The following is a 14,972-nucleotide window of genomic DNA, read 5'->3' as shown; positions in this document are numbered from 1 at the left end:
CAGAGCCTAAGGCTTTGAGGCGCACTTGCTTATACGTTATTCCTTATCAGTAGTTTCCTCTGCTTCAGCTTCAGTAGCTTCAACAGTTTGAACTTCCGGCATCGGAACATTATATTTTACTTTGATATCACGGTAACGGCTCATGCCAGTACCAGCAGGAATCAGCTTACCAATGATAACGTTTTCTTTCAGGCCCAGCAGCGGGTCAACCTTGCCTTTGATAGCGGCATCGGTGAGCACGCGAGTGGTTTCCTGGAAGGAAGCGGCGGACAGGAAGGAATCGGTAGCCAAAGAAGCTTTGGTGATACCAAGCAGAATAGCGCGGCCTTCTGCAGGAGCCTTGCCTGCTTCCAGCATCTCGGTATTCTGATCTTCAAATTCTGCCACATCAACGTCTTCACCCGGCAGCATCGTAGTATCGCCGGATTCCTCGATGCGGATTTTGCGCATCATCTGACGAACCATAACCTCGATGTGCTTACTGTTGATATCTACGCCCTGAGACTTATAAACGCCAACTACCTGAGATACCAGATAGTTCTGGGTAGCTTTAACGCCGCTGATACGCAGTACGTCATGCGGGTTAAGAGAACCTTCAGTCAGACGGTCGCCCTTAGCGATTTCCTCGCCCTCAACAACAGACAGCTTAGCACCATAAGGAATCTGATATTCCTGGTTTTCGCCGTCCAGTGCCATTACAGTTACCTTGCGGCTGTTGCCTTCCTGGGTAATATGTACGTGACCGGAAACCTCGGACAAAATACCAGGATGCTTCGGCTTACGTGCTTCGAACAGTTCCTCGACACGCGGCAGACCTTGGGTAATATCATCAGCACCTGCAACACCGCCGGTATGGAAGGTACGCATGGTCAGCTGAGTACCAGGTTCACCGATGGACTGTGCAGCGATAGTGCCGACTGCTTCACCTACATCAACGTTCTTGCCGGTTGCCAGGTTGCGGCCATAGCACTTGCGGCAAACGCCGAATTTAGCCTTACAGGTCAGTACGCTGCGAATCTTAACCTTTTCACGCAGCTGGCAGATGCGTTCTGCCATAGGCTCAGTAACATATTCATTGATATGATAGAGAATTTCACCATTTTCATCCAGAATATCCTCAGCCAGGTTACGGCCAATGATACGGTCATGCAATGTTTCAATGATAGTTTTCTCTTTCTTGCCTTCGGTAATTGCCTCAACCTCAATGCCGGCAATTTCGTTGTTGCGGATACGCATTTCCTTAACAGTACCGTCAGCCAGAATAGCGTTGATAATGTCCTCAGTCATGGTGTCGCCGGTATGTGCCAGCACTTCGCCTGCACCGTTAACAATATCAGCTGCTACCTCTTTATTGTTGAAGTTATGCATCATAGCTTCCTTCAGCACATTATGTGCAAAGGTATCGCTGATGTTGATGCGGACAGTTTCAATGTCCTCACCATTCATATCTTCATCAGAATAGAGATTAATCTCTTCAATCTTAGCATCATTGAGTTTAGCAAAAAGCTCTTCAGTGATGTTGGTATCTGCTTCTGCAATCAGGTTGCCTTCTGCGTCAAGTACGCCGGATGCCAGGGTGCGGCCCATAACCTTTTCGCGGATTTTGTTCTGGCTTGCACCAAGAACAGCCTTGCTCAGACGGCTACGTTCCTTAACCAGGTTCATACCTACAATATCGCAATCGTCCTCACGTACGATTACGTCCTGTGCAACGTCAACCAGACGACGAGTCAGGTAACCGGAGTCAGCAGTACGCAGAGCGGTATCGGCCAAGCCTTTACGAGCACCATGAGAAGAAATGAAGTATTCCAAAATGGTCAGGCCTTCACGGAAGTTGGATTTGATAGGACGGTCAATGATACGACCGGAAGGATCGGCCATCAAACCACGCATACCAGCCAGCTGACGAATCTGCTGTTTGTTACCGCGGGCACCGGAGTCAGCCATCATGGAAACAGGATTGAACTTGTTCATGGTGGATTTCATCAGCTTTTCGGTAACTTTATCGGTTGCATCATTCCAAAGGTCGATTACCTTACGATAACGTTCGTCATCACTCATCAAACCACGACGGAAGAGACGCTCAACCTTATCAACCTCATGCTCTGTTGCTTCCAGAATAACTTCTTTTTCAGCAGGAATCTGAATATCGGAGGTTGCGATAGAAATACCGGATTTACAAGCATTATCGTAACCCATCTTCTTAACAATATCCAGAATCTCGGCAGTACGCAGGTTGCCGTACAGCTTATGAGCTTTAGCAACGAGTTTGCCCAATTCTTTTTTGTCAATCAGCTTGCCAAGGTGCCAACGTTCAACCTCAACGGTTTCTTCCACAACGTTGCCTTCAGCATCAAGATGCTTTTCAACAACCTGATCTTTTTCTTTATGATAGTAACGCATTTCCAGAGGCAGCTCGCCATTGAAAATAGTGTTACCAACAGTTGTAACTACCAGGGATACACCGCTTTCACCAACGGCTGCACCCTTTTCTTCGTCATAGATTTCGCTATTAGGAATATAAACCTCAATGGTTGCCTGCAGATCTACAGCCTGGTGGAAGTAAGCCAGTTGAGCCTCGTCCACGCTGCTATAGCGGTTGCCTTCACCCTTGATGTTCGGATCATCCTTGCTGGTCTTGACGATAGTCAGATAGTAGGAGCCCAAAACCATATCCTGGGTAGGAACAGCAACAGGCTTGCCATCCTTCGGTGCCAGAATATTGTTTACAGACATCATCAGCATACGTGCTTCAGCCTGAGCCTCAACGGAAAGCGGCAGATGGACAGCCATCTGGTCACCGTCGAAGTCGGCGTTATAAGCGGTACATACCAGAGGATGCAGCTTAATAGCACGGCCTTCAGACAGGATAGGCTCGAAGGCCTGAATACCCAGTCTATGCAGAGTCGGCGCACGGTTCAGCAGTACCGGATGCTCCTTGATTACCTCTTCCAGAACGTCCCATACTGCATTGGTAGCACGCTCTACCATGCGCTTAGCGCTCTTGATATTGCTTGCTTCACCACTGTTTACCAAACGCTTCATAACGAAGGGTTTGAACAGCTCCAAAGCCATTTCCTTCGGCAGGCCGCACTGATGCATTTTCAGCTCAGGACCTACTACGATTACGGAACGGCCGGAATAGTCAACACGTTTACCTAACAGGTTCTGACGGAAACGGCCCTGTTTACCTTTGAGCATATCAGACAAGGATTTCAGCGGGCGGTTGCCAGGACCGGTAACCGGACGACCGCGACGACCATTGTCGATCAAAGCATCTACTGCTTCCTGCAGCATACGTTTTTCATTGCGGACAATGATATCAGGCGCATGCAGCTCCAGTAAACGGTTCAAACGGTTGTTACGGTTGATAACGCGGCGATATAAATCATTCAAATCGGAGGTAGCAAAACGGCCACCGTCCAGCTGTACCATCGGGCGCAGCTCAGGCGGAATAACCGGTACTACATCCATAATCATCCATTCCGGACGGTTACCGGATTTCAGGAAAGCTTCAGCAACTTCCAGACGACGGATAGCGCGTACACGACGCTGACCGCTCAGCTCCTTCATATCATGGCGCAATTGCTCTGTCAAAGCTTCCAGATCAATAGCTTGCAGCAGCTCTTTAATAGCCTGAGCACCCATGCCTACACGGATACCTGCTTCAGGATATTTATCGCGCTTTTCCATATACTCAGGCTCAGTCAGCAGCTGACCTTTAACCAAGTCAGTGCCTTCACCAGGATCAAGAACGATGAATTTAGCAAAATACAGAACCTGCTCCAGGCTTTTCGGAGAAATGTCCAGCATCAAGCCCATACGGCTAGGGATACCCTTGAAGTACCAGATGTGGGAAACCGGCGCAGCCAGCTCAATGTGGCCCATACGGTCACGACGAACCTTGCTGCGGGTTACTTCAACGCCGCACTTATCGCAGACAATACCCTTATAACGGATGCGTTTATATTTGCCGCAATGACACTCCCAATCCTTAGTAGGGCCAAAGATTCTTTCGCAGAACAGGCCATCTCGTTCCGGCTTCAGGGTTCTATAATTGATGGTTTCGGGTTTTTTTACCTCACCGTAAGACCAGGCTCTAATCTGGTCAGGAGAGGCCAAACCGATACGCATAGACACAAAATTATTTACGTCGATCAAGAATCATTCGCTCCCTTCTCTTACATATTATCCGGATCATTTAAGTCACCGTCGGGATTATCGGTAATTGTGAAATTACCCATATCAGCAATGATGTCCCCGGAGTCACTTACATCCTCGGTAGCGTCATTATCAGCATAATCATCAACAGGCTTTTCAGGTGCATTTTCAATTACCTGGCCGCTGATATCCATGTCCATTTCGCGAGCGGTGGTTGCGATATCTTCATCATCATCGTCACGCAGGGAAACCTCTTCCTCGTCCTCGTTGAGAACCTTGATATCCAGGCCGATAGACTGCAGCTCCTTAACAAGTACCTTGAAGGATTCAGGAATGCCAGGATCAGGTACATTCTCGCCTTTAACGATTGCTTCGTAGGTCTTAACACGTCCAACAACGTCATCGGACTTTACAGTCAGGATTTCCTGCAGGGTGTAAGCAGCGCCGTATGCTTCCAGCGCCCAAACTTCCATCTCACCAAATCTCTGGCCGCCGAACTGTGCCTTACCACCCAACGGCTGCTGGGTAACCAGGGAGTACGGGCCGGTGCTGCGTGCATGGATTTTATCATCAACCAAATGGTGAAGCTTGAGGTAATAGGTCAGACCAACGGTAACAGGGTTATCGAAGGGCTCACCGGTACGACCATCATACAGAGTAGTCTTAGCAGTCTTATCAATGCCTGCAAGCTCTAGGGCATCAGCAATATCCTGCTCATGCGCACCGTCGAATACAGGTACAGAAATCTGTACTGCTTTTACGCTCTTGCCACCGAATTTATCAATTTCAACAGTTTCCGGCATACCATATTTTTCATAATCGTAGCCGTAATGCTCTAATTTCTTAGCGGTTTCGGAATTAGCAAGCTCTTCCTTATAAGCTGCTTCAAATTCCGGAGTACCTTCTGCTGCGCCAGTCTTTTCAACTGCGTTCAGCTTAGCTGCCAGGTTAGTGGTATCAATTTCCATACCCAAAGCACGTGCTGCCCAACCCAGATGGTTCTCAAGTACCTGTCCGATGTTCATACGGGAAGGTACGCCCAGCGGATTCAGTACGATATGTACCGGTTCGCCGGTAGGCAGGAACGGCATATCCTCGCGCGCCATGATGCGGGAAACGACACCCTTGTTACCATGACGACCTGCCATCTTATCGCCTTCGGAGATCTTACGTTTTTGGGCAATATGTACACGAACCTGCTCGTTTACTCCCGGCGGCAGATCATCGCCGTTTTCACGGCTGAATACCTTAACGCTGACAATCTTACCAGCTTCACCGTGCGGTACACGCAGGGAGCTGTCACGTACCTCACGTGCTTTTTCACCAAAGATAGCACGCAGCAGACGTTCTTCAGCAGTCAGCTCGGTTTCGCCTTTCGGAGTAACCTTACCTACCAGAATATCGCCAGGACGTACTTCTGCACCAATGCGGATAATGCCACGTTCGTCCAGATCCTTCAGAGCTTCGTCAGATACGTTAGGAATCTCGCGGGTGATTTCCTCTTTACCAAGCTTGGTATCGCGGGCATCACAGTCATATTCTTCAATATGGATAGAAGTAAAGATATCAGCCTTTACCAGGTCTTCGTTCAGCAGAACAGCATCCTCGTAGTTATAGCCTTCCCAAGGCATATAAGCAACGATAACGTTGTGGCCTAAAGCCAGCTCGCCGTGATCGGTAGCCGGACCATCTGCCAGAATCTGCTTTTCAACAACCTTGTCGCCTTTGAAGACGATAGGACGCTGGTTAACGCAGGTACCTTGGTTAGAACGTTTGAATTTCAGCAGCGGATATACATCTACCTCGCCATTTTCAGCACGTACACGGATTTCGTTGCCTACTACGCGGATAACCTCGCCGGCACGTTTAGCCAGGACGCAGACACCGGAGTCAGAAGCAACCTTGTATTCCATACCGGTACCGATAATCGGAGCCTGAGTACAAAGCAGAGGTACAGCCTGACGCTGCATGTTCGCACCCATCAGAGCACGGTTAGCGTCATCGTTTTCCAAGAACGGAATCAGTGCAGTTGCGATAGATACTACCTGTTTAGGAGAAACGTCCATCAGGTCTACTTTATCAGGAGTAATAGACAGGACATCATCCTTAGCACGGGCAGTTACACGCTCGCCCATAAAGTAGCCATCATCATCCAACGGTTCGTTGGCCTGTGCTACGATATATTTATCTTCTTCATCAGCAGTCATGTATCTGATTTCTTCAGTTACACGTTTATTTGCTTTATCAACAACACGGTACGGGGTTTCCATGAAGCCGTATTCATTGATAACAGCATAGGTAGACAAGGAACCGATCAAACCGATGTTAGGACCTTCAGGCGTCTCGATAGGACACATACGGCCATAGTGGGAGTTGTGTACGTCGCGGACTTCGTAGCCTGCACGCTCACGGGACAGACCGCCAGGGCCAAGGGCAGACAGACGACGTTTATGAGTCAGCTCTGCCAGCGGGTTGTTCTGGTCCATAAACTGGGACAGCTGGCTGCTGCCGAAGAATTCCTTAATAGCAGCAACTACAGGACGGATGTTAATCAGTGCCTGCGGAGTAATAGCCTCATTGTCCTGAATTGTCATGCGTTCTTTAACAACGCGTTCCATACGGGACAAGCCGATACGGAACTGGTTTTGCAGCAATTCGCCAACGCAACGTACACGACGGTTGCCCAGATGGTCAATATCATCGCCGGTACCATGGCCATCCATCAGGTTCAGCAGATAGTTAAAGGAGGTAAATACATCCTCTTGGGTAACTGTATGCAGTTTTGCATCAATGCCAGTGGTAAACATCAGCAGCATATCTGCTTCATGATTTTTAACCTTAACAGCACGCAGGCCACGTTCACTGTAGACACCGCTCTCTTCAATCTTATCCAGATTTTCGTCGGTCATCTTAGTGCCTTCCGGCAGGATGATTTCACCAGTTTCTTCATTAACAATAGGTTCAGCCAGTACAGTACCGCTCAAACGGTTGCGCCAGCCAAGCTTCTTGTTGAGCTTATAACGGCCAACATTAGCCAAATCGTAACGCTTGCTGTCGAAGAAGGTATTCTCGATCAGCTGTACAGCATTTTCCAGGATAACAGGCTCGCCGGGACGCAGCTTTCTGTAAAGCTCCAGCATTGCCTCATCTCTGTTGGTAGTGGTATCCTTCTCCAGGGTAGCCAGCAATGCAGGATGATTGCCGAAGCAAGCCAGGATCTCATCATTAGAGGATAAGCCTAAAGCACGCAGCAGCACTGTTGCCGGAACCTTACGGGTACGGTCTACACGAGCAGAGATGATATCATTGATATCAGTTTCATATTCAATCCAAGCGCCACGGTTAGGAATTACGGTAGTACCATAAATCTTTTTGCCGCTCGGATCCATAGTTACACTATAGTAAACGCCAGGAGAACGCACCAGCTGGCTGACTATAACACGTTCAGCACCATTGATAACAAAGGTACCGGTATCAGTCATCAGCGGGAAGTCACCCATAAACACAGAGGATTCTTTCATCTCGTCAAGTTCACCTTTGAAAACGAGACGAGCTTTTACGTTCATAGGTGCAGAATAAGACTCATCTCTCTCCTTGCACTCTTCAACGCTATATTTAGGAGCTCCTAATTCAAAGCTTTCGAAGTAAAGCTCCAGATTGCCTGCAAAGTCTTTAATAGGAGAAATGTCATGCAGAATCTCCATGAGGCCCTTCTGAATGAACCACTCATAGGACTTTCTCTGGATATCAATCAAATGCGGCATAGCCAGAATTTCATTGATTCTCGCATAACTATACCGAGTCCTATCACCTACTGGAACCGGTTTAAACATGTAATTCCTCACCCCTTCTTGTATTATCAGCATACTAAACTTGGCAGCATCACTCCCGACAAAAAAAACAACAAGGTTCTTACCACAAGGACCTTGTCAGTTGTCTTCGATGAGCAGCCTCATCTTTCATTATAAGCAAGATACGCCGTTCAACCACTGACCCGGCAGTATTTGTTGTCAAAATTTACACCTGCAAAAATAATAATGATGTAGTATGATATGTTATCATAAATTTTGCAAGCTGTCAAGATTTAACTCAAAAAAATTACAGACACACCATTTGCATGGGTGTCTGTAACTTTATAGCCACGTCTTATTCAAAACGTCCTTTAAGTACAATCTCTTTATCCAGCAAAGCTACCTGGCCTTTAGCAAACAATGCGTCAATATCCAGGTTTTCATCAAGCACCAGCAGGTCAGCGTCCGCGCCAACAGCAACGCAGCCCTTAACACCGGTCTTGCCCAACAGCTCAGCAGGTGTAGAGGTCAGCAGCTTGATAGCTTCTTCAAGCGGCAGGCCACGACGTACCAGACTCTTGATAGTCAGATGCAGATATTTAGGAGAGCAGTAGGTGAGACCAATGCAGTCACCATTTTCATTGAACTTAGGTTGGGAACCGAAGGCATCACTGCTCATAGTCAGATGGTCAGTGCTCATACCCTCCCAGCTCAGAATTTCCATAATCTGCTCTGCGCCGATTTCCATATCCTCATCAGTGCTGCCGGCAGTCATGTCAAAGTAACCACCACGACGTACAAGCTTTGCACCCTCTTCCATCAGCTCATGCGTACGCAGCATATGAGTCGGCAGGAAGTTTTTGGCAGGAACATCGGAATGATCCAATGCATAGAACAGCGGATCCAGCTTACCAACACCTGAACCCATATGCATAGTTACCAGGCCGGCAACATTAGCCAGCAGGCCACCACGACGGGTTGCAGTAGCAACCTCGATCAGCTCCGGTCCCTGCGGATTAGAGCTGCGATGATCGCTGACAGCAATCTTGGTACCGATAATCGGCGGAACCATCATGATATCCTTTTCAATGGAACCGGTAATAGTCGGCGAAGGAATTCCGTAAGCACCGGTCAGGCAGTAGGCGGTAATGCCTTCTTCCGTCAGTGCACGTGCTTTGGCAACCAGGTTTTCTACGCTTCTGGTTACACCGTCTGTGCCCAGCAGGCCCAGCACAGTGGTAATGCCGCAGCTGGTAATCTGGCTGAGCATTGCTTCAGGTACGCGGGAAGCAGGACCCTGCTCGCCGCCGCCGCCGGTGATGTGCATATGCATATCAATATAACCGGGCAGCAGCTTTTTGCCGCTAAAATCAAATACCTCTACTTCAGGCATGCCTTCGTAGCCTTCAATTTTATCAGCAATACGCACTACCTTATCTGCAATAACCAGCACATCTTTTTTACCAAGATGAGCAGGTGCATAAACGTCAGCGTTTCTAATTAACTTAATCAAAATTTGTCACTTTTCCTTTCATTGTGTACTAAGCAGCTGCTCAGTACTGCCAGCCTGCTTGCACAGCCAGCTTATTTCTTTTCGTCTTCCAGCTTAGCAATACCAATACCGGTGTAGCCATAGAACAGAGCGATAATGAAGCCGGTGTAGCAGAGAATTGCCCACGGAGCATAATCCAAAGTTTCAATACCGGTGCAGGCCGTCATATAAGCACCTGCTGCAGACCAGGGAACCAACGGTACAAATACGGTACCTGCATCTTCCAGTGTACGGGACAGGTTCTTCGCAGCAAGACCTCTTGCTTTATAAGCATCACGGAACATTTCACCGGGAATCAGAATGGACAGGTAGGAGTTACCGGTGCACAGGCCCATGGTAATGCAGGAAGCAACGGTGGAAGCAATCAGATCACCAGTGCTCTTAGCAAAGGTCAGGATTTTTTGCAGAACTACTTCCAGGCAGCCTGCCTTGCTCATGATACCTGCAAAGCAGAATGCGCAGAATACCAACAGAGTGGTGCCCATGATTTCAGCCATACCGCCGCGGTTCAACAGCTTAATAATCTGCGGAGCAGCAGTAGCCGGGTCAAAGCCAGGAGTGGTCAGCATGGAAATTTTGAAGCCTTTTACGGTAGCCAAAAGCAGATTTTTCAGGTTGATGTTTTGGAAAATCAATGCTTCAGCGCCTGCCAGAACAGTGGAAGCCATCATAACCGGCAGAGTCGGTTTCTTAAAGATAGAGCCTGCCAGAATCAGCAGTACAGGCAGAATCAGCAGAATGTTGAAGTTATACATGCCATCCAGTTGAGTCAGCATAGTGCTTACTGCTTCGGAAGAAACATCACCGCCGATATTGCCCTTTAAGCCTACAAAAGCATAAACAACCAGAGAAATAATAGTTGCCGGAACAGTAGTCCAGAACATATGAGCAATGTGTTCATAAAGAGTAGAACCAGCTGCAACCGGTGCCAGGTTAGTGGTATCGGACAGCGGGGAGATTTTATCACCAAAATAGGAACCGGCGATTACAGCACCAGCAGTAGCTGCCAGGTTTACACCCAGAGTGCTGGCGATACCCATCAGTGCAACACCCATGGTAGCAACAGAGCCCCAGGAGGTACCGGTTACAATAGATACAACTGCGGTAATCAGGAACGCAGTTACCAGCATGAAGGTCGGGTTTACAATCTGCACGCCATAATAAATCATCATCGGGATAGTACCGGAAGCCATCCAGGTACCAACCAGCGCACCAACGCAGGTCAGGATCAAAATTGCCGGCATGCCTTTAGCAATCTTCTGGCAGATTTCATCCATCATTTCATCCCAGGTAACACCAACGCGGTAGGCAATCAGGCCGGCAATAGCAGCTACCAAAAGCAGCAGCGGCTCAGTTGCGTAACCCAGATAACCTTTGCCGACAGTCAGAATAACCATCATAGCAATAATAGGAATAATAGATTCCGTAAAGGTTGGCATACGCTTATTTGTTTTTTCTTCAGTTTTTTGCATATCCTTTGACATAATACCCTCGTTTCTGCCGGTCATCTAGCCGGCTTAATTTAGCGACATCAACGTCATCTATAAAAATTTTATCATTATAACTTAATTAGCTCAATAGTTTTCTTTATCTATACTTATTGGATTTTTTCTTGTATACATAAGCGTTTTTAGAGGCGTTTTGTATTTTGTATACAAGATTTGTAGTATATTTCGTAGACATTTGCTTAAATACACACTATTTTATACTAAAAATTTAGGACTTCTTCAAATATGCTGAAGAAGTCCTTTGTTGAATTTCTTATAAGAGTTTTTTGGTTATCATGAGACTTTGATAATTTTTGCTTATATAAGCAATAGAAAGTAAATTAGCCCTTGATCTTTTCCTGCGACTCTTTTAAAAGCTCCAAAAAGCGCTTTGTTGGCAAGGTAAAGTTAAATTCATAATCATAAAGAACCGAGATTGGCATATTTCCTGAATACTTTGCCGGGAATTCAATAAGCGTCCCCTGCTCCAGTTCTTTTCTCACCTTGATTCGCGGCGTCAACGCTATGCCCAGATTCTGCTCCACTGCCATCAGTACGGATTCCGAATCGCTGAAGGTCAGAACGCTTTGCAGACGTGTAAAGTCGACCTTAGATTTCAGATGCTTATAGTATACCTCGCTTGCAGGATAAGCAATAAACGGATAATCATAAATACTATTATTTCTGCCCATCTGCTCATACAGTTCTTTGGACGTTACAAAAACCATCGGCTGGTTCCAAAGCTGCACACGCTTAGTATATAATGGCTGCACATCAATATGTACAAAGGCAAAATCATACAGCTTTTGCACAAAGGCATCGTTTATCGTCGATTCTACCGTCATACAGCGGTTAACCTCTATATCAAGCTCGGGAAATTCTTTTTTGAGCTTCAGCAGTACGGGTAAAAGGTAAAAGTTTATGCCCTGAGTAGAAACGCCGATTTTTAAGCTGTAATTCTTCTTCTGAAACTGGCGCATTACCTCCTGGCTTTTCTGATAATCAGCCATCAGCTGCTGTGCTATCGGCACAAAATTTTTACCGGCCTGCGTCAGATAAACATTCTTGCCATCTCTGGTAAAAAGAATGACGCCATATTCCTCTTCCAGCGCGTTGATATGATTGCTGATTGTAGGCTGGGTAAAGTTAAGATATTTCGCTGCCTGCGTAAAGCTGCGGCACTGTACAACAGTCAAAAAAGATTGATATACTTGGATATTCATTTCGGATATTCCTCAAATTCTTATTTTTCATCAAGAACAGGTACAAAATATGCTTCTACGCCGGTAATTTCACCTGGCTGTAAACGCACAAAGGTTTCTGATGCTTTACCATTAATCACAAAGCAGGAATACGTATATTTACCGGTTACCTCACCATTGTCCGTCTCCTGCTGTACATCAGCCGAAGGCACAAACTGTTGGTAAATCAAATCACAGTCATCACATTCCTCTGCCTCGTAGCTCAGCGCACCATCAGACTCTACAATAGCAATGCCTGCACCCTCACGCCCAAAAATAGGCTTTTTGATATAACGCTGTCCTGCCAGCGGCTTGCTGTCCAAATATGTTGGCGTTAAATGCGCAGCTATAAGCTCTTCCTCCTGCGGTGTCCAGAACAAGCGGTGCTGATATAAATACCAGGCCAATGCCAAAAGAGCTTTATTCTGCAGCACAATAGATTTCACCGGATTAACCAAATCAACTGCGCCAAAATTAGCCAGCTCCATGAGTTTTAAACCCACCGGATAACCATCTTCACTTTCATCATCCATCAAAAGCTCCAGTGGATGCAGACGATAGAGGATATCAAGCTTATCTTCCTTGTTTTTGAAGATTTCATTGGGAATGTACACTCCGTCATCATGTACAATCAGCTCATCTAAGCCGACAAGACGACAGATAAAGGGCTGCCTGCTCAAAATGCGTTCACGCAGCACCTTCTGCACGCGCTCAAATAAGAATTTGGCATTAGCCCAGTCCTCGCTGTAGCTTTTATCAGCAGCAAAGGCTATGCGCACTACATCCTTATCTGCATACTTAGCCTGCTCCAACAGCTTTAAGAAAGGCTCCGCCAGCTCCTCGCCGTCAGAACGTGGCTGCAAATGCAGGCCGTATCCCTTAGCAAAATATGCTTCCGCAACCTTGTTGGCATAAAAGGTTTCAGGCAAAGCGCAGGGTGTATCCGAATTTATTTCTACTAGTTTATAGCAGCCGTCGGTATTCTTTACAAAGTCAAGACGGCTGATATAGCTCACATGATCTGAGTTATCCGCAAGGATATACGGCGTGAGTTTATCCGTCATATTAAACAGGTTAAAGGGCATTGCGCCATTATTATTGTTACGCAAAGCATCTGCCAGGCGGGACAGTGCTGCTGAGAGGCCGGTACTGATGCGCTGCAGCTCACGCTTATTCGCGCTGCTCATAAGCAGCGCACTGAGCGTAGGATAGCGGTTTTCCCACTCTGGCGCATCCACATACGGCATAATATTCAAATCAATTTTATCAAGCCAGGTATCAGGCTTACGATATTTATACATCTTCATCACCTCAGGAGATTGCGCTACCGCTGGAGCGGCTCATGCCGCTACCGATGCCGCTTTTACCAGAGCTGCCTGTGCTGCCCAGCTTGGAATTTTGCGTGCTTCCTGTAGTTCCCTGCTGCACAGAGGCTCCGTTAGGAGCATTACCGCTGTCCTTAGCATTAGCCGAGCCTGCGGTGGCAGTATTCTGCTTTGTATTAGCAGCAGGCGCAGTGCGCACGCCTGCTGCAGGGCCGACACCAAAGGTGCGGCCGATAAAGAACCAAGGAAAGAAGCCATAAAAAAAGCCGCCGCCGTTATTTTCATCCTTCTTTTCATCTTGATTATTCTGAGCAGAATTATCATTCCTCCACTCACTGTCTTTATTGCTGCCACAACCGGCAACACCAGTCAGCATTACTGCTATCAGCGTACCAGCTAAAAGCTTTTTACGTTTTTCATCTGTAAGCATATGAAACTCCTTTATAAAAACTCAATCATTTTATCACAGTAATATAGTATGTCATCTTTTATATTATAGCATATGCAGACAGCAAATTGTACTCTAAAGAAAGTTAATCCATATAATCAAAAAACTCCCGACACACCTATGTGCATCGGGAGTTGGATTGCAGACGAATCAACAATCTATTGGTATTCATATGAGTGAATCTTTTCATTGTTCATCAACCAAGCAAAACCTTTTGCCATACGCAAAGCAGGTTCCTTAAAATGATTTCCCTGGTTCCAAACAAGAATACTACTCAACCTATAATCTTCCAATGAGCGATACACATCACGAATATCATTTGCCACCTGTGCCATTATTGGGTTACGTGTCTTTGCCTCCTTATCACCAAGACTTAAATAGACTCTATTGGTTAATATTTTGTTGTTATGCACAAAATCAACAAATTTAGGAAACCACACAGACGGAGATACTGCTGCTATACCTTCGAATAAATTTGTTTGATAAGCTGCCCACAATACAAATAATCCGGCTAAGGAATAGCCGCCTGCAAAAATCTTTATACCTTGATGCTCACTTAATAACGGAACAATTACTTCATTTTTTATACGTGTTAGAAGTTTTTCTGCATTGCCAGCAAAGGCATCATCTCCAAAAATCGGCGCTGCCATCCATGGCGAAAGGTCGTCATTCCAGCTATCAACCTGCACTGTAATAAACAAAAAATCTGTACTATGCGTTATGGCTTTTATATGGGAAAGCTCCTCTTCGATAAACGACAACTCGTGTTCTCCTATTATTTGAAGCAAGACTATTTTTGCGTCGCGATTGCCTTGATAATTAACTTGCATCCTCTACTCGCCTCCCGGTTCCGTTGCAAATATTATATATTCTTTGAGACAGAAAATCAAAAAACTGGTTCTTTGTCAAGTTTTGGGGTTTTTAATAATTTAGCACCCTGAAATCTGTAAAATTACTCTTTACAACT

At 46.4% G+C, this 14,972-nt stretch carries 8 protein-coding genes; all 8 read right to left on the bottom strand.

Annotated features, from left to right (window positions below):
* Positions 1-36: 36 nt before the first annotated feature.
* A complete protein-coding gene (rpoC, locus tag Q0G26_RS10105; RefSeq protein WP_293830333.1) occupies positions 37-4,161 on the bottom strand; it encodes a DNA-directed RNA polymerase subunit beta' in 4,125 nt (1,374 codons plus the stop codon).
* Positions 4,162-4,181: 20 nt separating this feature from the next.
* Complete coding sequence (gene rpoB / locus Q0G26_RS10100) at positions 4,182-7,994, bottom strand: DNA-directed RNA polymerase subunit beta (RefSeq protein WP_293830331.1); 3,813 nt, start codon at positions 7,992-7,994, stop codon at positions 4,182-4,184.
* 313 nt (positions 7,995-8,307) lie between these two features.
* On the bottom strand, positions 8,308-9,465 hold the full coding sequence (gene iadA, locus Q0G26_RS10095; RefSeq protein WP_293830329.1) for a beta-aspartyl-peptidase: 1,158 nt from the start codon (positions 9,463-9,465) through the stop codon (positions 8,308-8,310).
* A gap of 71 nt (positions 9,466-9,536) precedes the next feature.
* Positions 9,537-10,988, bottom strand: coding sequence for a Na+/H+ antiporter NhaC (gene nhaC, locus Q0G26_RS10090; protein ID WP_293830328.1), 1,452 nt, complete (start codon positions 10,986-10,988; stop codon positions 9,537-9,539).
* A 344-nt stretch (positions 10,989-11,332) separates the two neighbouring features.
* Positions 11,333-12,214: a LysR family transcriptional regulator gene (locus Q0G26_RS10085; RefSeq protein WP_293830326.1), complete on the bottom strand. Its 882-nt coding sequence runs from the start codon at positions 12,212-12,214 to the stop codon at positions 11,333-11,335.
* A 20-nt stretch (positions 12,215-12,234) separates the two neighbouring features.
* The gene (locus Q0G26_RS10080) at positions 12,235-13,533 is read right to left on the bottom strand and encodes a glutathionylspermidine synthase family protein (protein WP_293830324.1); all 1,299 of its coding nucleotides are present in this window, start codon (positions 13,531-13,533) and stop codon (positions 12,235-12,237) included.
* 10 nt (positions 13,534-13,543) lie between these two features.
* Entirely contained in the window at positions 13,544-13,987 is a 444-nt protein-coding gene (locus Q0G26_RS10075) for a hypothetical protein (protein WP_293830322.1), read from the bottom strand.
* A gap of 176 nt (positions 13,988-14,163) precedes the next feature.
* A complete protein-coding gene (locus Q0G26_RS10070) occupies positions 14,164-14,835 on the bottom strand; it encodes a hypothetical protein (protein ID WP_293830320.1) in 672 nt (223 codons plus the stop codon).
* Positions 14,836-14,972 lie beyond the last annotated feature (137 nt).

Source organism: uncultured Phascolarctobacterium sp. (assembly GCF_934190775.1).
GTDB lineage: Bacteria > Bacillota > Negativicutes > Acidaminococcales > Acidaminococcaceae > Phascolarctobacterium_A.
This window is presented reverse-complemented; position numbering and strand designations above follow the sequence as displayed.

Coding starts and splice junctions, on each gene's coding strand:
- rpoB (WP_293830331.1), bottom strand. CDS start 7,994: ATGTTTAAACCGGTTCCAGTAGGTGATAGGACTCGGTATAGTTATGCG.
- nhaC (WP_293830328.1), bottom strand. CDS start 10,988: ATGTCAAAGGATATGCAAAAAACTGAAGAAAAAACAAATAAGCGTATG.
- Q0G26_RS10085 (WP_293830326.1), bottom strand. CDS start 12,214: ATGAATATCCAAGTATATCAATCTTTTTTGACTGTTGTACAGTGCCGC.
- Q0G26_RS10080 (WP_293830324.1), bottom strand. CDS start 13,533: ATGTATAAATATCGTAAGCCTGATACCTGGCTTGATAAAATTGATTTG.
- Q0G26_RS10075 (WP_293830322.1), bottom strand. CDS start 13,987: ATGCTTACAGATGAAAAACGTAAAAAGCTTTTAGCTGGTACGCTGATA.
- Q0G26_RS10070 (WP_293830320.1), bottom strand. CDS start 14,835: ATGCAAGTTAATTATCAAGGCAATCGCGACGCAAAAATAGTCTTGCTT.